Here is a 22,010-nt window from a genome sequence, read left to right as displayed (position 1 = left end):
TCCTGTTATTATATCTATTATTTTTTTACTCCAGTTAAAACCTGCAATGCATCTTTACCGGAACCTAATTTGTACCCTGACGCTGTATAACGGATTTGATCTCTGTCATCTAACACGAATAGATGCGGGAATCCCGCCTCATTCGCCGAAGGCTGCGATATAAAGTCAGGTAATGAATCATAGGTAGTATCTCTGACAAAAATGACTCCTGACGGCAGCTTCGGATAATTGGAAGGATCGAAAGATGCTGTCCACTGATTATCACCAACGACGAGAAGGACGGGAGCACCAAATTCAGTAAGCGGAACAGCAAGCTCGGACATTTCACGGATCAAATGCTTAGTAGGCTCCCGTTCAGGCTCAATCCAAGCGACTATCGCACCGTTTGTACCAACCAGTTCTCCAAAAGTCTTCTCATCTCCATCTAAAAGGGAGAATGTACTATTCCGATCGAATGTACCAAGAACCGGAATGTCAAGCGGCGCCTCACGGAATGATAGCTGAACATCCGTTTGTTCCCCAGCGCGCACCTCGAAATAAATTAAGCGTACCCTTACGGTTCCGTCCTTCAGACGAATACCCGAAGTGATTCGGTATGAGCCCTCTTCGACTTCGAATGGTTCATTATATACATCTAATTTTCCATACGGATAAAACAACGTTTTGTAGATTCCGTTTTCTAGACGCGCGAACGTGAAATTGTTCCAATAAGCTGCGTCTGGAGCTTCTGCCGAAGATTTGCTGTCTCTTGTCAATTGCAGCGTGCCGCTATCCTTCTTCTCTGTCTGCAGCAAGGATTCCTGTGTGAATAACGCATCTCTCCAACTGCCGTTCACAATATATTGCGGTTTATGTTGGCTCGGATGCAGACGTGCCGGGATACCCAGGCTGCGACAAATGGCTACGAATAAAATATCGAGGGAAGCTCGGTCTCCCTTCTTGATCTGGAAAGTGCCAACCGGTGTACCCTTGCCCACCAAGTTAGGAATATCGTTCCAGACCTCACACTCTTCATCCAGTCTCCTGACAAGCGCAGAAGGATCCGCTCTAAACGCGTCCGATTCCTCTTCCGTAAACGCATTTTGGAAAAAACGTTTGTAAGGCACGATCATTTCATACAACACACGCGGACAGAGAACGTACTTGATAAATATCTCTTCCGAGAGTTCTCCTCGTTGTGCAAGAGAACCGATCAGATGATCATCAAGCGTAGGACAGAATGTATCGATCAGATCCTTCTCATTCATGCTTTCCAACAGCCGCAGCGGCATTTCATTATATTCAAAAGTGCGTTCCTGCAGAAATGCAGCAATCTCACGACTATTCCCACGTGCCTTTCGCAGGACATCCCACACCCGCTCCGGCGGAAGTCCAACAGCTTGAGCTAATTCCGTTGCTTGCGCTTCATCTAAGAAGGAATCCTCATAATTAGTCCGAATCTTCGTTCCTTCTTCGACACGGCAATTAAAAAGCTGAATCTTCTCTTCGGAAAGCGGAGCAACAGCCTCACCCTCGCGCTCCGGCGGCGGAACCATATCAAAGTCTGCCGAGCCTTCAGGTTGACGCTTCCGATCTAGAATGATCTCGAAGCGTTCGCTATCCGCAACGGAAACTTTCATTTCTCCCCACAAGTCTGACTTTACCGCACGAATGAGCAGATCTCCGAAGCCTGTCTTGAATGATGCTTCGCCCCTCTCATCCGTCGGCAGAGTGGCAATCGGATAAAATTCTGCCATGTTATACAACTGGAAATGTGTATCCGCTCCGCTGACTGGCCGACCCTGCTCGTCCTTTACAGAAACAGTAATCGTCCGCGTAGGCGCGTAGTTTTCCAATAAATTGATTTCTGTGAACCACTCATCCGCAAGCGTGATATCTTCAGGACCTTCGTAATTTGCGAAAATCCGCGTATTGATGAGCATTGCCCTCCGTGAAGGCGGACTGAACCATCCTTGATTCAACCGTGGCTCCGGCTCGCATGCGCCGATATAATACCAGCGTCCATCAGCCCAAGCCTCAACCCAAGCATGGTTATCGTCTGAATGCGCCCAGCGCGGCGTGTAAATCTGGCGAGCAGGAATACCAATGCTGCGCAGAGCCGCAACCGCGAGAGTTGACTCCTCCCCGCAGCGGCCTCGCGCATTGCGAATCATAGTCAATGGAGATATCGTCCGCAAATCGCTGCCAATATAATTTGCTTTCTCATGGCACCAATAATTCGTTTCCAGAATAGCTTCCGCCATAGATAGTTGAGAGGTTCTAGCCGCTAATTCGTCATACAATATACCACGTGAATCCTCTATATTTTCTGTATTTACACGGTACGGCAATACGAAATGCAGGAATAACTGATCGGGAACAACTTTCCCCCAAGGCACCTGCTTGCGAATGTCCAGCGTTAGACGTACATGACTTAGAAATAAGGAGCCAGAATAATCGGCCAAATCATTCATTGGCATATAAGCAAATAAGTATTTAAGCGCCCACGTCTCTTCTTCTGTTAGCTCCTCCTGGAACACATCGAACAGTTCATGCTCTCTCGCCTTAGCGAGCTGCTTTTTCTCAAGAAATTTCCGTTCGATCTGCTCCTTCGTTCCTTTATTCAAAGAGAATACTGAGGTCTGAATAGTCAAAGTTAATTACTCCTTCCATAGCTTTCCATCTTCCCTGATGTAAAAGGCTGCAAGCCCATCCGATGATGGCGCGGAAATTTGAAATAGTTTGCTGGTCGTCTCAATCGTCGGTGAAATGCTCCACTGCTCATCGCCCATCAACAGCTGTCCATCATTGGTAAACTGTCCATGAGTCGCAAAATAATTGCGTTCGCGGTAGTACAGCTTGCGAAGCTCCCACTTGATTCGTTCATCTGTTGACAGCTGGAAACTTTCGGGGCCCCCTTCGTCAGTGAACACGACATAACCCCACAGCTCAGGGTAATGCATATTGACAATACCCATTGGAGACCAAACCCAGTTATCTTCAGGATAAGGCCTGCCTGTATCCGGATTCAGCACCTTACTGTACTCGCCATCCTTGACCTCCGTGCGCCATTCTACGCGGGAGAAATTAACTCGCCAAAATTCACCGTTCGCCGGTGGACGACCATTGGATGCACATTCACGCAGGCTAGTCCAAGGCATAGCTACCTCAATGCTCCATTTCCGATTATCCGCCCCTGGTCGATTAAGCTCTCCATCAATATGTACCGCCGTTCGAAGTCCGTTAATATCCCATGCATTTACTGGAGGTCCTCCGTCACGATACGGTTTAACGAGCATTAAATCCCACACTGTGTTCAACGCATTGATCTCAAATTCATAATATTGGTGTGTATCCCCATCAGGATCTATGAAAATTTCAAAATCGTTATCATAAAAAATGACTGATTCCCGCTCCGTCAACGTAGCCCAGATCTGATCTTCTATTAATTCCGCAGCAAAATAGAAATATTCGTCATCCCACAGCATCTTAACACGAGTCTGCTTAGCAGGCATCGGACGAAGATCACCTTCGATATCGACAAAATCATCCGTCCAATCCGCATCTGCCCAGAACGGCTTATCCACACGACCATCTAGAACAAGCGGACCTGACGCTCGTCTGCACATATAATGTTTTGGAGCATATTCAATATTCGGCTCCGGTACTCCACTATGATTCATCTCTTCTCCTCCATAGTCTTCGGATCTAATAGATAACTTTGGTTTTACTAGTTATGTGTCACAACAGCTCCAGAACCGCCATACATATCCAGCTCTTCATCAAACTCTAGTTTCAGAACAGTCACCTGCTTATGAGCATCTTCAGGTGTCATATGAATCCATGTTGTACCTGGAATGTTGAACCAAGGCACCCCGCCATGAATTACATGTGTTAGTTCTTTCCCAGAGTGAAGAACGGTAATTTTTTTAATCGGGTTTGATAGTCCCTTCAAGCATACATTCTCTTTAGGATCATCGTATACAAACAGGTATAATGTCTTTTTATCTTTAGAGATTGTACTTCCACCTAGAAAATAACGCGGCATAATTCCTTCATCTGTACCAAATACAGCTTCTTCATGTGTTTTTATCCATTCTCCCAAGCCTAGCAAAATATCCTCTTGTCTCTTATCGATCGTTCCATCTTCCATAGGACCAATATCCAGCAGCATGTTGCCACCCAAAGTGATGCAATCACAAAACATTCTAATGATCTGGTTCAACGATTTATAACGATTATCCGTCGGTACATAACCCCAAGAACTATTGATCGTTGTACAGAATTCCCATGGTCCTTCTGGACGCGTAATCGGTATTCCTTGCTCTGGAGTTTTGTAATCACCATGTCCCGACAGACGCGAATTGATTATAATTTCAGGGTTAAATGACTGAAGGTACTGCTTGAACTCAGGCAAGTTCCACTGCTCGGCACTTCTTTCCCAGTCTCCATCGAACCACAAAAGATCAACCTTACCGTAGTTCGTTAAAATTTCTTTCAACTGATTATTGTTAAACTCTAAAAACTTCTGCCATTTTTCTTCATCCTGAACGCCGTCAGTAGGACTGCAAAACCTATTAACAGTGCTTAGATCCTCGGGCACCTGACCACCGCCATATACACTTGGATAATCAGGATGCGACCAGTCAATCAAAGAATAATACATACCAAGGCGAATTCCTCTTTTCGTAACAGCATCCGCGTATTCTTTAATAAGATCCCGTTTTGCCGGCGTCTTTTTCACAACGTTTAAGTCGCTATATTGCGTGTCCCACAACGCTACCCCATCGTGATGCTTCGTCGTAAGAACAGCGTATTTCGCGCCTGATTTTTCAATTAGATCGGCCCATTTGTCAGCATCAAACTTCGACGCCGTAAAGCCATCTAGTTGTTTCATATAATCTTCATAGGAAACTCTTCCATTATAGAAAGACCATGATTCAGAAATCCCATTTACCGCATAAATACCATAATGAATAAAAATACCTAGCTTTGCTTCCTCGAACCACTTTTGCATATCTATTAGCACCTGCCCTATTTAGTTAATATTGTAATCTCAAATCCTCACCCTATGCCAATACGGCTAAAGGCTGCCCCTATATTTCTCCGGAATGAAACGCGCCACCGCCATAAGGACGGCGACAGCCGTTTCACCTTGTTATCCAACAATACCTGTTCGTTCTACACCTTCAACGAAATATCGTTGTGCGAAAATATACATAATAATCAATGGAGCCAAAACAAGCAGCGTTCCAGTATTTAAGATCATCGACACATACAGAGGTTCGCCAGTAACGTTTTGAAAGATTTCCGCCGTTAAAGCAGACACTTGTGTTGAGAGCACCGGCTCTTTATTGAAGAAGAGCGACACGAAATAGCTGTCATTCCATTGCCATACGAACGAGAATAAGACGACTGTAATGATCGCAGATACCGCATTCGGCAAAATTATGCGAAAGAATGTAGCCCCGATCCCGCTGCCATCCACATAAGCCGCTTCTTCAAGCTCCTTCGGAATCGCCCGGAAAAATTGGCGGAAAATAAAGATGTACAGACCATTCTTCAATCCTGCAGCAAATGATGAAGACATTATGAAAGGCCATACCGTATCAATCAAATTGATACCATCCTTACCGAACCAGCCAAGAATACCGAAGAAATCAAAGTAGCGGTACGTTAAATACGTAGGGATCATCAAGGTTTGAGGCGGAACAATAATAGAGAAGATGACTAGGAAAAACAGCACCTCACTGCCCCAATAACGCAAGCGAGCGAACGCATACGCGACTAGACCACATGACAGCACCTGCAGGATAGTCGTACCCGTCGAGATGATAAATGTGTTTTTGAAAGCAACCCAATAATTCATGTTTTCCATTGCTATCATCACATTTTCCATCGTAAAATTTCTAGGAATCCATAGTACCGTTGGGTCATACATGTCTGCCTTGTCACGGAACACAACAGATAATTTCTGAAAAAGGGGATAAAGAATAATAAAACACAAACCTGTGACCAGCAGCCCTCGAAATGCGATCCAAGTCCATCGCTTGACGAATTCTAAAGGATTCCTATTATTAATCGACTTCTGAATCGATTGCAATCTCGTTTGCATAGCCCACACCTCCCTATCCAAGCGTAAACGGCTGTCGCCGTTTTGGCGGCAAAGCTCGTTCCGCGTTGAATTATAAGCATATTATAAGAGTGAAACTTATAAATTCTTATATTTGAATTAATCGTAGTAAAATACTTTCTTAGAGATGATCCAGCCAATGATTAACAATAGCAAGGAGATGATTAAGAAATAGATCCATGACATAGCCGCGCTTTGACCGAATTCGAATTGTGCAAATGCAGTCTTCGAGATCAACCCGCTCATACTGTTATTGTTGAATGAATCGATAACCGAATAAACGGTGTTCGTCAAAATTAGCGGTGACATCATAGGAAACGTAATTTTCCAAAAGATTTCGTAACCCGTTGCGCCTTCCATCTTCGCAGATTCATACAAAGAAGGAGAGATGGATTGAAGCGACGCTAGGAAAATTAAGATTTGCACACCGGATGAGCTAATAATTTCATAAATCCGATCCACTGCACTCGTTAAATAAAAGACGAAGCCTTTGCCCATACCCGATTCAAGCAGCATCTTCTCCAGCTCAAAGCTTTGGAGGAAGCTGCCTCCTTCTTCGGTTGCGCCACTCGCAGATTGCATAATGTTAGCAATGAAATTATTCGATTCTATTCCCGCTATAGCAGAAGAAGCTATAATGACGGGGAGAAAGAAAATTGCGCGAGCCAACGTACGTCCTTTAAACTTCTGATTTAAAAGAACAGCTGCGAATAAACTGAAAATAATAATGATCGGCACATTGACCAGCATCTTGCTTACTGCCGCCACTATTTCCCTGTTGAACGTCGGGTGAGTAAATAGTAAAGCCTTAAAGTTTGCAAGACCTTCATATTCAGTTACAAAGCCGCCTGATGCAAGTTTTAATGTGCTGATACTGTACCGAAAGGACTGGATCAACGGGATTAGAAACAAAAAGGCAAACCCAATCAGCCACGGTGTCGAAAATAACACACCGTACCATGCTTTTTTTTGTTCCAACGATAACCTTTTCTTTAACAATTTAGCCACCCCCCGCCCAGTAACCTTCAGCATCAATTTGAATTCCGTCAATTGCGGCCGCTTGATTTCCGTAGTTTACTATAATCTTAAATCCATTCTCGTAAGTTGTTTGATATACTTCTTCCGCGAGCTTCTCATGAGTTAGAATGGTTTGCCCTCTTACACTTTGCAATACACCATTCGCTTCTTCATATAACGCTGAAGCTTCGTTCAACCAATCCTTATAGTAGCCAGAGAATAGGTAATCGTACTTTGTATCTTTCACAACAGAAGGCTCTGCATAAAACCAATCATAGTATACAGATGAACCTGTCTCTAAAGCCTTTAGCAGCTTTTGACGTCCGGATTCCATATTCATATTCCAGGGTTGTCCTGCTGTATCGATATAGCCATTCAACACCATGGAATAAAACGGAACATCCTGATCAATAATCATATACCTACTGCTTTGGAGAGGAGCTTCAACGACGATATCGGCATAAGATGCCGCATACACGTTTCCACCTGAGACCATGATTTGATCCACACTCGATCCTAATTTTTCCGTCTGCTGCTCAGCTAAGTTTCTCGACTGTTGCCGATCGACCATCCCTTCGATTGTAAAGTCCGAACTCAGGTCAGCAGCAAGGTCTCGTAACGATAATCCTGTTACACCGAGATCCTTGTACTTCTTAGAGAAAGCTTCAACAGTAGGCTCAAGAGCCAAAGGTGAGAGAACATAGTTCAAGAAGCGGCTTTTGTCCTCCGAATAATAAACGGGATGATATTCAAACACCTTGGCTTTCTTCTTGTTCAAAAACATTGCCACATCTGATGAGCCTTTATACTTTTTCAAGAAAGCAACATCAGGGTATAACGTAATGCCGTTATCATTCGAAAATTTCTTTAGCTTCTCAAACTCGCGAGCCCCACCGAGCTTCGAGTCCAATTTAATGTCTTTCGGAGACTCGTGCCGTATACCTCCGTTAAACCATCCAGAGTAGCGAAGATGAATATTCGAGATACCCTCTTGCAACAATTGCTCAGAGATTTCAGTCGCTTCCTTGTATTTCGTTAAAGTCTCAACGCTTTCGTATGGAACGCCGAGAAACGATTGCTTCCGAGGAAATGCTCCTTCAACCTGCAATACAAATGGAAGTTTTGTGTCTGTAGAAATTTTCTCCCATCCGTACTGGTCCGCAAGTCTTTCCCTGTAAAGCTTCGCCATACCTGAATAAGAAGCTGACTCACCATTCAGAAAGCTATAGCTGATCTTAAGATCTCCCTCATAAATACGGGATTGAAATACTGGGATTGCGCTTGTATCTTTACCGGAGGTCAGTGAAATTTGGTCAGCAACCATCAGATTGAATTGAGGCGACACATAATTATAAGTATGATTTCGGCCGCTTACATCTGCCGTTATGCTTGCAAATGCATCTGCCTCTTCAATTACTCCCATCAGAGCATGACCTTCTTTGACCATTCCGAAGACAGGCATACGGACCGGCATATTCGATTGCAACTTCTCTTTTAGAATGATCGCAGAATCTTCACCATAAACAGATGCTTTATAAGGATCTGCCGCCGTTTTCCCGTTATTGAGCTGAATAAGTGCACCGGAACCGTCAGGTACAAACATATAACCTTGATCTTTCAAGCCTGCGGCGCCGAAGTATTCCAATACATTAAGTGAAAGAATTGGAAATTTTGTGGGATATTCGAGCTCATTCGTTGGTACAGATACGACAAGACGATCCTCTTCCAAAGAGTAGACAACCGAAACCTTGAATTGAATCGATTTCGCTGTCGAAATGTTTTCGAATCCGTTTTCCTTATTATCTTGAGCAGCATCTTCACTGGTATACCCGATTGACTGTAATATACCTGCTACTTCCTCTACTACGAAAGGTTGCATCACTCTAGGTGTGTAGACTTTTTTCTCTTTATTAAAGGCAAATTTATAAGTTAAACTTTTTTGAGTCTTCTCATCTTCAATTTTCTGAATGATTTCCTCATTAAAGCGTTTCTCGCTAATTGCGAGCGGAATGACATCGAGACCTTTGACTACAGTACCAAGCGTGTAGATAACTTTTACACCTTTGTCGACTTTTCCGATTTCAAATTGCCCTTTACTCACACTGTCGTCAAAACTATTAAACGTGCTGACTTGTCCCTTTTCGTTAAAATAGGAAAGCTTCAGCTGTGACGCCAACAAAGATTGATAAAGCGGCGTAATCTTCTCATTGGACTTCAAATCTTGAGGATTCGAGTACCACATTTCATTTGATGCCCTATCTAGTACGGCAATCTCGGTCGTTCCCGGATGAATGTAGAGAGAAAGCGCTTTATTTTGTGCCGCTTCAATCATACCGTTTTCCATCGCTGTGCCTGTTAAGGAGACTAATTTTGTTGCTGCGTCATCTTGAGAATCCACTGAATCGGCAAGCGTTTCTTTTTGATTGGAATCGGTGTTTTTATGGTTCAAATATCCCCCGATTACAACCCCGAGCACTAGGATACAGGCGGCTAATAGCATAATTCCGTTTTTTTTCACGCTATTCCCCCCTCTTTCATATGCGGAATATGATTTCATTGTATATGGATGTTATGAAGGAAAGCATTTGCTGCACTACACTGAATAGCAATAAAGATAAGAATAAAATGATACCGATCATTACAAGCGTAAGAAGCATCGTAACTATCGTTTTACCTGGCGTATATTGATGCACCGTCATCGTGCCTACAAACAATAGCCATATTGTCCATAACATTGCAACTGTATTTAGTAAGTAATAGAAAGTGCTTTCTTCCACAGTCACGACATGGCTGAGTGCAACCTGCGGTAAATAAATGATAATTAAAGGAAGAAGTGCATACCCGGTTGCCATGATGATATCTTTGAAGGAACCTTCACCTTCCATAAGTGTCGTTAACGACCAGTTGGCCACGCACCATAGAATAAATGGAAGCACCACAAATTTCAATTCATCAAAACTATTAAATTCAGCGAGATCATTGTAGTTCACTATAAACCCACTGAACTGCCGTTTTATAATGATCGTAACAAAAAGTCCGATCAGTATGCCCAAGGCAATTCTGACCCTGCCCTTTTGCTCATATTTCATTTCCCAGAATCCATCAAAAGGATGAACAGCTGTGTAGAACGGGTTTTTCCATACTCCTCTATCCGTATAATTAGCCGTAGTTGCTGATATGAACCTTCTTCTAACAAGCAGTATAGCAGCAGTGACCAATGCAATGACTGCTACAAGATAACCGAAATTTCTTTCCAACCACAGTTCACGGTTACGTTTGAATGCCTCCGAATAATAGTTCCGATCGTTTCCGAGTTCAAACTGGGCCATCGCTTCTACGTAACGGTCCTGCTTTAACAACGCTTTCCCTATTCCGATATAAGCGATCTCATTATTTCGATTTAGTTGAAGCGTTTTACTCCATGCTTCAGCAGCTTGCTCCATCTTTCCGTCGTAATGAGAAAGGACAGCTTCGCGAATTGCTTTACCATAAATAGTCGGTTCAAAAACAGTGATCGTTCCAAGTATCCGGTCCGAGACATAGATGTTGTCCTCGAACGAGTCAATCGCCGATGGAGCTTTAAACCTCCCAAGCTGACTGCCGATTCCACCAAACTGGTACAACAATTGACCATCTTTATCATAGGTGAAAATCCGGCCTCGCTTTGAGTCGAGAGCGTTATAAATTCCCGCCCGTTCGGATACTACATCGATAAATGTTGAGCCACCTTTAACACTTCCGGTTTGCGTAGTTAGAATATCACCCTTAGGCGGATGAAATCCTTCTCGTCGCAAAATATCGACCCCTGATGGATTCAATCGTTTAACAGGCTCGTTCGAACCGACTTCAGATGTAGTGGTGTACATAAACCCATCATCATCAATATCGACGTTATTAAACTCGAGCGGCACGAACAAAATCATTTGTTCCCGCTGCTCTTGCGTTGAAATCTTTTTCCAGAGAAGATCAATCGGATTAAACATCACTCGGTTTGTACCGATAAACCCTGTAAATTTTCCGTCCCCATCAAATTCCATTAGTCCTTCATACGATCCCTTGCTGACAACATACATTCGCTTAGCTTTATCGAGCACAAGCTTAGTAGGTGCGAATTGAAAGTTGTTGCGGATGAGTGATGACTTCGGCTCTTCAACAACATGAACAAGGCTTCCGTCCTCGGTCAATTCGACGATCCGTCGATTTAATGTATCCGATACAAATATATGTCCATTCTCCGAGTCTACAAACACGCCTTGCGGCTCTTTAAAATGGTCTTCAACACCTTTATTTTGGAACCCATCGATTACTTTGGCTTGCTTAGTATCCTGATCCACGATAATGATTCTGTGATTACCAGTATCAGCAATGTACAAAGCTCCGTCCTTATCGATGAAAATATCACTAGGTGAACGAAACGCACCAACATTCAACTGCACGCCGTCGATCGTTCTTGACGATAAATACGGCACCGGTGCAGGGCGAGCCTCAAAATCATAGGAATAAGTGTATCCTGTATCTGTAGAAGCGAATGATGCTGTTGGAAAAGCTGAACATAGCAGCAGGGCAATGAGGACCCCAAGAATACCTTTTATTCTCAAAACGTTGCCCTCCCTCTTAATCCTTCATGCCCGAGGTCGACATGGTTTGCATGACATTGCTTTGAGTCAAAATGAATACACAGATTGGGACCATCATCATTAGAAAAGTCACAGCTGCAAATACTCCCGTTCTGGCGATACCGCCTTGAACGATTTGACTGAACGCATAATCCATCGTCTTCAACTGCTCACTATAAATAAACGTTTGAGCTCCAGCATTTGCAGCCCACAATCTTTGAAATGAAAACAAAACTAGCGTAAGCCAAGCTGGTTTAACCATCGGCATAACGATCGTCCAGAAAATCCGGTACTCGGATGCTCCATCGATTTTCGCTGCCTCAATCAACGTATCTGGAATTTGATCCATAAATTGCTTCATTAAATACAAGCCCAGCGAAAACCCGAATGCAGGTATTATTAACGCGCTATAGCTATCGATTAACCCCATCCATGACATCGTCATGTAGTTCGGAATTGACGTAACATGAGGCGAGAACATCAGTGACAGAACGACGATGCTAAACAATAAACCTTTTCCCGGGAAATTATGTTTCGCGAGCGGATAAGCTGCTGCCGACGCTAAAATGACGTGGCCAAACGTTCCTACTACTGCAACGAAAAACGTATTGAATAAGTATCGTGAAAACGGGATCCATGAATCACTAAACAGATGCAACAAGTCAAAAAAGTTTTCCAACGTCGGATTTCTAACAAAAAACCGTGGTGGAAACACGAAAATTTCATCCATAGGCTTAAATGCGTTGCTAATGGCAAAGACAAGCGGCAAGGCCATGAAGGCAGCTACAGAACCGATCATTAGAAAAAGTAAAATGTCTACACTGATAGAACGATTTATACGCTTAGGCAACAACCACCGTAGAAACATTGTGCTTATTCACCCACTTTCTTTAAAAGCCGCTGAGTTATAAGATTCATACCAATCATAAGCCCAAACAGTACAGTGGCTATAGCTGATGCGTATCCCATCTCAAAACGGATGGTACCATAGTCCATAAGATGCGTAACAATGGTATGCGCTGCATAATCCGTACTTGGGAAACCCGTCAGAGACATACTTACCTCGGCAACCGCGAACGAGGTCGTTATTTGGATTACCGCTCCAAACATGAGCTGCGGCCTCATGGATGGAAGCGTGATAAACCAAAGCTCCTGCCAGCGGTTTCGAATCCCATCAATAGCTCCTGCCTCAAACAACGTCTGATTAATGCCCTGGAGACCAGCAATAAAGGCAAGGAAAGCGGTTCCCAAGCTTAACCAAAGCTGAACGAGCATAACAATTCCAAGCATATACTTAGGATCTTGAAGCCAAAGAATCGGCTCCGATATAACGCCCCACTGCATTAAGAATGAATTGAAGTACCCATACGAGTCTCCATTAAACATAATTTGCCAAATCATAAACGCGTTTCCTGCAATGGACGGAGCGTATAAAATTAGCGTAATGAGAGCCCGAATCTTCGGAGGTAACTCATTAATGAGCCATGCGAAAATAAAGCATGCGACATAACTGAGAGGACCTGTAATCGCTGCGAATAAAAATGTATTTTTTAAAGCGATTAGGAACACATCATCCTTGACGAATAACCGTACATAATTGTCCCATCCGGTCCAACGCGGAAATTCAAGCATATTGAAGTTCGTAAAGCTTAGCGATAGAGACATAACGACCGGAAACGCAGTAAATAGGAAAAAAATAATAAAAAACGGCGCCAATAAAATATACGAATGCTTATTTAACTTCATTTCTTGTAATAAAGTTTTCAGCTTCGTCGGCTTTTGCTGGGGCTGCGCGTTCACTGCGGAACGTTCACGAGTTGTGCTTTGAATTAGAATCCCCTCATTTCTCTATTGGAAGCCCGAATTCTTTTCGTTTGATTGTAATTTCTTCATTAATAAACCGAACGTATTGATCAATCGTCTCCCTTGGGTCATCCCCCTGTAAAACAACTCTTCGGAAAGCGTTGTCTAAATGTCTGCCTGTAAAGTATCCTCCCGGAACTTCCGGAATTCCCCTTACCCAGTTCCATTGATTGATCAGTTTCTTTAAGTCGGCTGTTGGCCAAGGCAACTCCTGGAGCGCCTCAATATTGGCGGTAGGGTAACGAGCGGATATACCCAGCAATCCTTCCATCTCAAGACCAAAATCTACCTGGGCCTCTTTTGCCGTCCACCACTTAATAAACTCCCATGCATCTTCCTTATTCTCAGTACCTTTAAACATGACGGCACCGAATCCGCGACCTGGAGCTTCACGGCGCACCTCTCCATTATCCATGCGAACGCCTGGTACTGGAGCAAAATCCCATAAGCCTCGGATCTCCGGTGCACTGACACTTAAATTGTTATATGTAGAGTAATCTGCAATACCTATAGGCATTTCCCCGGTTCTAAATCGGTTCGGGAAGTCAAACGTAATCGGCAGCTTATAGTTCGCATACAATTCAGTCCACTTTCGGAACGCTTGAATGGATACCTCGGTATCTAGCCCACTGATTTTTCCGTCATTTTGGTACAATTCACCGTCGCTCTGATTCAGCATCATCGTATAGGCCGGATTTGGCGGCATCTGATCAGTTACTGCAGCTGCATCAAGCGAAGTCTGCGGCATACCGAACTGCAAGTTATTCTTTTGCAGCACCGGGATCATGTTATAAACGTCTTGCCACGTATCAGGAACTTTTAGCCCAAGTTCACCCAGAATATCTTCTCGATAGAACAGAACTGGAAATATTTGCTGTTCTGGCAGTGCGAAATATTTGCCTAAATACTGATAGGGAACCATCGCACTCGGTTGGAACCGTTTAATTACTTCATTAAAATCTTCGAATACGGATAAATCCTGGAGCGCACCGCGCATCGCAAAGTTTACCGGAACATCATTACCCACCTGTATCGCCACGTCTGGACCTTTACCTGCAAGCGTTGCGGATAGCAGCACATTAGCGGATACAAGCTGAAGATTAATCGGAACGCCCGTCTCCGATGTAAAATCATTGTCGATCATTTTCTTTATAGTTTGAGCTTGGTCTCGTCCTGATAGTACCCATACAGAAATAGCTTCTTTTCCATTTTCATTTTCTGCTGTACTGATGCTGCTGTAATCCTCGAAGAAAGACGAGAAGAATGATGTGCTCTCATGGACAATCTTTTGGAAAAAAGTCGCTTTCGCTCTCGGCAAATCTGCGCCAGGTGACGTGACAAGAAGATAATCCAAAGCGAGCGGCTGTTCCTTCGCCTGCATCATCCATGTGCTGAGCGCACCTACATTCGTCTTGAGAGACTCCAGACGCAACGGAATCGAATCCGGATTTTTCGCCATATCATCCAATTGGTACGATATTGTTTGAAGCAACGCTGTCCGTTCGCTCGCTTTACCGTCAAAACCTTGAAGTAACGCAGCAACCTCTTTAATCGTCTTACTTTGTTGAACCAACTCGTCTATTAACTCAGGTATCCGTTTCTCTAATTGATAGTCCCGGAATGGATCCGGTACCACACCGGTAAAGCTAATGATTTTACGGTAAAGTGAATTCAGCCCTAACACACTGGATTCTACAGTCCGTAATATCGGAGCAAGCTCTCCGAGCGTGACTTCCATCCGCAGACGGTGTTTCCCCTCCGTTAAATAGAATAAATAGGGCTCCTTCTTTTCCGAGCCAACTACTTTCATTTGCCAATCACCACTATAATCGAATGAAAGCCTACTAGCTTCTTTAAATGGAATCTTCCCGTCAACGTATAATGACCTTGTTGATGAAAGTCCTCTATTTGCCGTTTGTTTACTTTTCATCGCTATTTGATATAAACCAGTTTCGGGTACTTCAATTTCCCACTCTACCCACTGACCAGGCATTCTCCAATTCGTGCCGCCAATCGCATTCATGCGCATTTTCGAGGCATGATAAGGCTCTGAAGTAGGCGAACGGTCCATAATCGGATATAGTGTCGAGCTCGACTTTAGTACAGCGTCCTCAGCTTGCAATTTGATGAAAGCATTGGAAACTTCCTTATAGCCGTTCTGCTTATATACGTCCAATTGATCCTTATAATCAATCTTCTGCTCCGTCTGAAATAATTCGATCCAATCAATAACTACTGGCTCTTTCAATGAGGTTAATGACAGAGTATGAATGCCTTCACTTAAATAAAAATAATAAGGCTCTTCATAATAACCAGTTATATCGCGAAGTGTAGCTTCTTGCCAGATTGACACTTCGGCTTGATCTGGACGAATGTCGTTACCGCGATTATCTCGTTTAATTTCACTAGTTTCACTCTTCCAAGCTCTTTGCAAAAAAACACTGTTCGCCTCTGCGAACGGCGTACGCCCATCAATTCGAAGCTCTCGCTCAATATCCGAATTTTTCCCCGATATATTGAAGTAACGTAGTTTGATGTTGTAGAGCCCCGCGTTTTTCACTTCGAGCTTCCAGCTAATTGTGCCTGACTCATCTGCAAGCACGGCACTTCCGTTTTTCCCGCTACCATCCTCAAATGGCGCAGCTTCCATTCCTTCAACTTTCTCATAATGTTCAGCTTCAACTCGAATGACTTGCTTTGGTTTGGCCTCATTTATGTATCCATCGAGATATCGGTCATATCCGTTTGCACTAAACGTCTCCTCGATCGCCAGTGATGATTCACCCGTCTCGACAGTCTTCTCTTCTGCCTCAATGCTTGATGTCGGCGGCGCAATCGCCAATAAACCTATGGTCAACGCTGCTGAACAGCAGATCGCTACATATTTTTTAATGTTGAATGACTGGCGCAATTGAAGCTCCCCTCTCCGTCCTCTTACACGTGCACCTTCAGCACAATGGCATGAAGGTGCATCGTATGAGAGCGTTAAATGATACTTACTTCAGAGTTACTCCAAAATTTGCTTCATTGCAGATTCCAGCAGCGGCTTAATCTTCTCAATTGCCGTAGCAGGTGTTTCTTTTCCTTCAGCCATATTCTTAGTAGCTTCAGTAAGAATAGTACCAGCTCCTGGTAAAACGTTGTAACTCATGTACTCTACATTTTTCGCCATTTCTCTTACGGTGTCTACAATTTCAGCAGAAGGATATGTTGCTTGCTGCGATTCATTGACCATCTCCTGAACATCTGGATAAACTGTTCTCCACAATGTTAGTTCATCCATTACTTTAGCAGCCACTTCCGCATTTTTGGACATTTTCGCTACAGTCCACATGTTTCCAAACGGCGTAAAAGTTGTATATTTCTCTGCTTTCGGGCCTTTCGGGAAGAACACAAAGCCAATCTCGTCCGTCATGTTTTTCTTAAAGTTGTCAACTTCCCACGTGAAATGAAGCGTCATTGCTACTTTGCCATCCACAAATTTCTGGCCGGCTGTATCAACCGCTTTGTGAGTATTGTACAAGTCATAGAACGCTTGTGCAGCTTCCATCGCGTTCGGGCTGTCAATCGAAACTTTCGAAGAACCGTCTTCCGCTACATCTACCGAAGCGTTGTTCGAATAAACATACATATTGTAAAGATCTTGATGTCCAGCGCTCAAACCAACTGTATCCAGTTTACCGTCGCCATCCGAATCTTTCGTAGCGTTTTTCGCGACTTCAGCGAATTTATCCCAAGTCCATTCACCCTTTTTCTGCAGTTCATAAGGATCTTCAAGACCTAGCTTTTGGAATAATGTTTTGTTATACCATACCCCAAAACCTGAAGGGGAGCTCTCTGTAAGTCCATATTGTTTGCCATCATACGTACCGCCTTCAATCATCCAAGCCGGTACCTTATCTTTGTCGATCGTAATGTAATCCTCAAATGGAGCTATGAAGCCGTCTTTTACAAGCTTCGGGAACGCCCAGAACAATTCCATGCGAACGATGTCTGCAAAGGGATCACCTGCTAACGATGTTGTAGTGAATTGCTCAACGTATTGGTTGTAGTCGAGTGTTACAAACTCAATTTTTGTATTGTATTTCTTCTCAACCTGTTCAATAACTTCAATCTCTTTTTGGTTATAAGCATCGCGATCCGCTTCTGCAACTGCACGCGGGTCAGCGTTCCACCATGCCGCAATCTTGATCGGCTTACCGCCCATGTCTATAACTTCTTCTTCAGGAACTTTCGTTTCTTCTGGTGCCGCTGTTGCTGTTGGAGCATTCGTAGGAGCCTCTTCCCCTTTACCCCCGCTATTGCTGCTGCAACCTGTGAAAACAAGTACTAAAACAAGGATGATAGAAAGTAAATTAAGCGCTTTAAATTTTTGCATACGATTACCCCTTTTTTAAATGGAATTTAGAATGCACTTCAAATGAACAGCCCTTGCCTTGCCTTTCCTTGCCTCGATTCACCTCCAACATGTAAGCGCATTCACATAGTGTTGTCCTTTCCATCTTCTCCATATGGAAAAACTAATGCGTACCCCGCTAGAATAATTAGGTATAACAACCGGCGGGGAATTTATCCCATTATATTCGCTTTGTTGTTTTCTGTAAATATGTTGGCATAACATATTTTTACTCATTAACATTTGGTATACTTTTAACCACATCAAAAATAGACCCTAAACCTATCTATAAGTCACGCAACAACGCTGTCTATAGCGTTCAGTTGAAACAAAAAAATACCCGCTTCTCAGCGGGTACTAGCAAATGTATAGGTAAATCAAATAATTAAACTAAAGGCGTCCAATCCAGCAATGCCTAAAAAAAGCTTTGCCCTAACTGGCAGGACCAGTTGTTTGCCTACCGACCCATTCCACTTCAATCTCTAATTTGTTTTGCTTCTGGACGATTCCATTATTAATCTGATCCACAAGCATCGCAGCTGCTTGCTTGCCTATTTCATAAAAATTTTGTGTGATTGTCGTAATTGGTATTTCGATGTTTGCGGAAATCTCGTGGTTATCGAAACCTACAATAGACAGCTCTTTCGGCACCAATACGTTCCGTTCAATAGCTGTACGTACAAGGTCTACAGCCAAATGATCATGTTCGGCTTGAATCGCAGTAACACCCTTCTCGAGCAAACGATCTATTAGCGATTGAATGAACTCCAATTTTCCTGGCGATTCATATATTTCCACAAAATCGTCAATGACGATTTCTCCATCAATTGGTATACCCGCATCCTTTAGCGCTTTGCAATAACCGTAAAATCGATCCCTGACGGAGGTTCTATATTGCAGATTAATGCTTGATATAAAGGCAATAGACCTATGCCCTAGTTCAATTAGCTTAGATGTAGCCATGTAACCGCCTTTGAAATTATTAGACGTTACACTTCCTACAGGAACATTGTCATAATACTGGTCGATTGTCACTATCGGCTGTCCGTTCATGTACAGCGAATATACAGCATCAAGATTTTTTAATGTACTGACTGGGTATAGTATAATGCCCGAGATACCGCGCTTAGGCAGACTATATATGAGCTCTTTCTCTTTTTCAGTGCTCCAGTTGCTCGAATGGATCGTTAGATAGTACCCCTTATCGTCCAGGTACTCCGTCGCGCCATGAATATAAGCTAACAAACCATTCGAAACCGCATATGGCAAAATCATCGAGATAATCATACTCTCTGAGATTGACGGCGGCGTACGGTTGTCTATTTTTTTGACAAAGCTGCCGCTTCCTCTTTTTCGATAGATCAACCCGTCACGTTCCAACTCTATAAGTGCGCGTTTTGAAGTGATTCTGCTTACTCCGTGCATCTCAGCGAGATCATTTTCAGTTGGAAGCTGTTCTTCCACCTTATATTCCCCTGATTCAATCTTGTTTTTCAGATCCTTATATATTCTACTATACAGCGGTCTGGCATCTTTCGGCATGACTAGCCTCTTTTCTACTTTGTTCATCGTAAATTAAGTATATCAAATTATCTAGAGTGTGAAAAGTCAGACCATGCAAGTCAGCTTCAAACAACCATTATTGTTATAATCATTAACATACTAAATTAAATAAGCTTAGCTTTATGTGAAAAAGGGAATGCGATTAGTCCAAAGACAATCTTCATCCCTTTTTTTCACTCCAACAGTCCTATAGTATAATCAACGAAGCCCTATCATCTGGTTCTATTATATCAGATTAATGTTAACTCACCTAGTTCTATTACTATAAGATCGTCTTATATTTTAAAATAAGACAGCTTCTCCAGCAGCTCCTGCACCATATTGCTCAGCGCTTCGGCTGAAGAGGAAATTTCCTCCATGGAGGCAAGCTGCTCCTCAGAGGCTGCTGCAACGTTCTGAGAATCAGACGAGGCCTCCGATGCTAGATCCGCAAGCTGGGAAACGCTCGCTGAAATTTGCTCCGTACTAGCCGTCATTTCTTGTGCTGCAGCGGACACCTCTTGAATCTGTCCATTTACTAGGTTTATTTCATCACGGATAGATTCGAATAGAACACCGCTTTCCGTTACACTCCTAACCCCTTGCTGTACCTTCTCACTGCCTACCGTCATAGCCTGAGAAGCTTTATTCGTATCGATACGTACATGCTCTACGAGCCCAGTTACTTGTACCGCCGCATTTTTCGTTTGATCTGCCAGCTTGCGGATCTCCGCAGCAACAACAGCAAAACCTCTGCCATGCTCACCGACTCTTGATGCTTCGATTGCCGCGTTTAGTGCAAGGAGGTTAGTTTGTGTACTAATATTCGTTATTAGTTCAATCATCCCACCGATTTCTACAGACCTTTCACCTAACCGTACAATCGCATTTCCCGTCTCCTCTACCGAACGCTCAAGCTCTGCCATCTGCGAAACAGCCTCTTGAAGCTGAATACTTCCCTGTTTCGTTTGCTCGGCAACCTCATGGGTCGATTCCGATACGGTTGACGAGGAATCAGCAATACGCTGCACGCCAAGCGTCATTTCATTCATCGCTTGAGAAGATTCTGACGCATAATCATTCTGATGTTGAGCTCCTTCAGCTACACGAGCAATAGAAACCGCAATAGTCTCAGCCGCTTTCCCAGTCTGCTCGGCACTAGCCGTTAACTGCTGGGAGGTCGCTCCAACTGCCATCGATAAATCCGCTACGAGCGCGAACATCCCTCGTAGCTTGTCTGTCATTTCGTTGAAATGACCAGACATTTTTCCAAACTCATCACCTGTACGGACCTGCAATTGCTGAGTCAGATCACCTTGCGCCATTAGCTGCAGCTTCTCTGTTAATATTCGAAGAGGCGTCACAACCATCCTCCAGATGAGTAAAAACATGATTACTGCTAATACAAGCATCGCTGCAACCGCCGAGATAATAGCCTCGAGCTTGGCTTGCGTATACTTCTCCAAAATCGTCTCTTTATCAACCGATGCTTGCGTATACCAGATCTGCTCACTGCCAGGCATTAATATTGGCTCGAAGGTTCGTAGTACTTGAACTCCATTGGAATTCTTCGTATAACCCTTTAACGTTTTCCCGCTTTTCACTTGTTCCCACAATGAAGCCTTTTCCGGAGAATTACCGTAGTGCTGAAGAACAGACTCAAGATCATTTGGATTAGCCGCGTACATCCCGCTGGCAGTTATAAGAGAAACATATCCGCCAAGCGGCTTATACTTTTTTGCTTCCGCCTGCAAATATTCCATTGAAAGATCTATCCCGATAATTCCAAGGAATTTACCAGATTCATCCAATATCGGCTGGATGACAGACATCATTTGGATCTCTTTTCCTGCTACTTCGTAAGAATAGGGCTCCATGTATGTAAGCTGCTTACTTGATCTTGGTATTAGATAGTAATCGCCTTCGCCTGCTGTCTCATAGTTCTTCAAAGGCTCAACAACTATTTTATCGCCTTCGCGAACGACATAAGGAATAAATCGGCCAGACCCATCGTCATACTGTGTCTTATTCACATTCGACCGATCATTATTATCAAATGCATTAGGCTCCCAAAGTGTAGAGATTGCCAATGCCTCTGGATGCTGCTCCAGCACCCCCTTCAGTAAAGAAACAACATCCTCACGAGAGAGTTTTTGATGTTTTGTTGTCTCGAGCATCATTTCAGATAAAGTGTTCAGTAATGTATTCATGCGAATAACTGTATTTTCAAATTGTTTAGCATAATCCTTACCCGCTATTTGTGCTGTAAGCTCTCCATCATTTATGCTTATTTCCCTTAACTGTTGAAGATTTATTAGCAAAATAGAGACAAATACAATCCCAATGAATACACCCACTACTGCTATAAATTTTACTGTTAACGAAAGCTTTCTATACAATGCCATATGCTCAACTCCATCTAGTTTGATATGACATTAATCGACAAAATACCACAAATAAATTA

Annotated in this window: 13 protein-coding genes; all 13 read right to left on the bottom strand. The window is 43.4% G+C overall.

Annotated features, from left to right (window positions below; genetic code table 11):
* Positions 1-17: 17 nt before the first annotated feature.
* The 13 genes from AC0YN7_RS02040 to AC0YN7_RS01980 all read right to left on the bottom strand — a co-directional run bounded on the left by AC0YN7_RS02040 (position 18) and on the right by AC0YN7_RS01980 (position 21,951).
* Positions 18-2,633 (bottom strand): transglutaminase family protein, encoded by a 2,616-nt coding sequence (locus tag AC0YN7_RS02040; protein ID WP_475808278.1) that lies wholly within the window; start codon positions 2,631-2,633, stop codon positions 18-20.
* Between the two features lie 6 nt (positions 2,634-2,639).
* Entirely contained in the window at positions 2,640-3,662 is a 1,023-nt protein-coding gene (locus AC0YN7_RS02035; RefSeq protein WP_475808277.1) for a carbohydrate-binding family 9-like protein, read from the bottom strand.
* 47 nt (positions 3,663-3,709) lie between these two features.
* Positions 3,710-4,996, bottom strand: coding sequence for an alpha-L-fucosidase (locus AC0YN7_RS02030; RefSeq protein WP_475808276.1), 1,287 nt, complete (start codon positions 4,994-4,996; stop codon positions 3,710-3,712).
* Positions 4,997-5,137: 141 nt separating this feature from the next.
* Positions 5,138-6,094 (bottom strand): carbohydrate ABC transporter permease, encoded by a 957-nt coding sequence (locus AC0YN7_RS02025; protein ID WP_475808275.1) that lies wholly within the window; start codon positions 6,092-6,094, stop codon positions 5,138-5,140.
* A 117-nt stretch (positions 6,095-6,211) separates the two neighbouring features.
* Positions 6,212-7,120: a carbohydrate ABC transporter permease gene (locus tag AC0YN7_RS02020; protein WP_475808274.1), complete on the bottom strand. Its 909-nt coding sequence runs from the start codon at positions 7,118-7,120 to the stop codon at positions 6,212-6,214.
* Entirely contained in the window at positions 7,113-9,647 is a 2,535-nt protein-coding gene (locus tag AC0YN7_RS02015) for a DUF5696 domain-containing protein (RefSeq protein WP_475808273.1), read from the bottom strand. Before AC0YN7_RS02015 ends, AC0YN7_RS02020 begins: the two co-directional genes overlap by 8 nt.
* Before the next feature lie 16 nt (positions 9,648-9,663).
* Positions 9,664-11,727, bottom strand: a complete 2,064-nt coding sequence (locus tag AC0YN7_RS02010; RefSeq protein WP_475808272.1) for a YIP1 family protein — start codon at positions 11,725-11,727, stop codon at positions 9,664-9,666.
* Between the two features lie 16 nt (positions 11,728-11,743).
* Positions 11,744-12,613, bottom strand: coding sequence for a carbohydrate ABC transporter permease (locus AC0YN7_RS02005; protein WP_475808271.1), 870 nt, complete (start codon positions 12,611-12,613; stop codon positions 11,744-11,746).
* A gap of 5 nt (positions 12,614-12,618) precedes the next feature.
* Entirely contained in the window at positions 12,619-13,491 is an 873-nt protein-coding gene (locus AC0YN7_RS02000) for a carbohydrate ABC transporter permease (protein ID WP_475808482.1), read from the bottom strand.
* 94 nt (positions 13,492-13,585) lie between these two features.
* A complete protein-coding gene (locus tag AC0YN7_RS01995; protein WP_475808270.1) occupies positions 13,586-16,519 on the bottom strand; it encodes an extracellular solute-binding protein in 2,934 nt (977 codons plus the stop codon).
* A 96-nt stretch (positions 16,520-16,615) separates the two neighbouring features.
* Complete coding sequence (locus AC0YN7_RS01990) at positions 16,616-17,986, bottom strand: ABC transporter substrate-binding protein (RefSeq protein ID WP_475808269.1); 1,371 nt, start codon at positions 17,984-17,986, stop codon at positions 16,616-16,618.
* Positions 17,987-18,436: 450 nt separating this feature from the next.
* A complete protein-coding gene (locus tag AC0YN7_RS01985; RefSeq protein WP_475808268.1) occupies positions 18,437-19,546 on the bottom strand; it encodes a GntR family transcriptional regulator in 1,110 nt (369 codons plus the stop codon).
* A 296-nt stretch (positions 19,547-19,842) separates the two neighbouring features.
* Positions 19,843-21,951: a methyl-accepting chemotaxis protein gene (locus AC0YN7_RS01980; protein ID WP_475808267.1), complete on the bottom strand. Its 2,109-nt coding sequence runs from the start codon at positions 21,949-21,951 to the stop codon at positions 19,843-19,845.
* Positions 21,952-22,010 lie beyond the last annotated feature (59 nt).

The sequence above is a fragment of the Paenibacillus sp. J31R122 genome (assembly GCF_056269185.1).
This window is presented reverse-complemented; position numbering and strand designations above follow the sequence as displayed.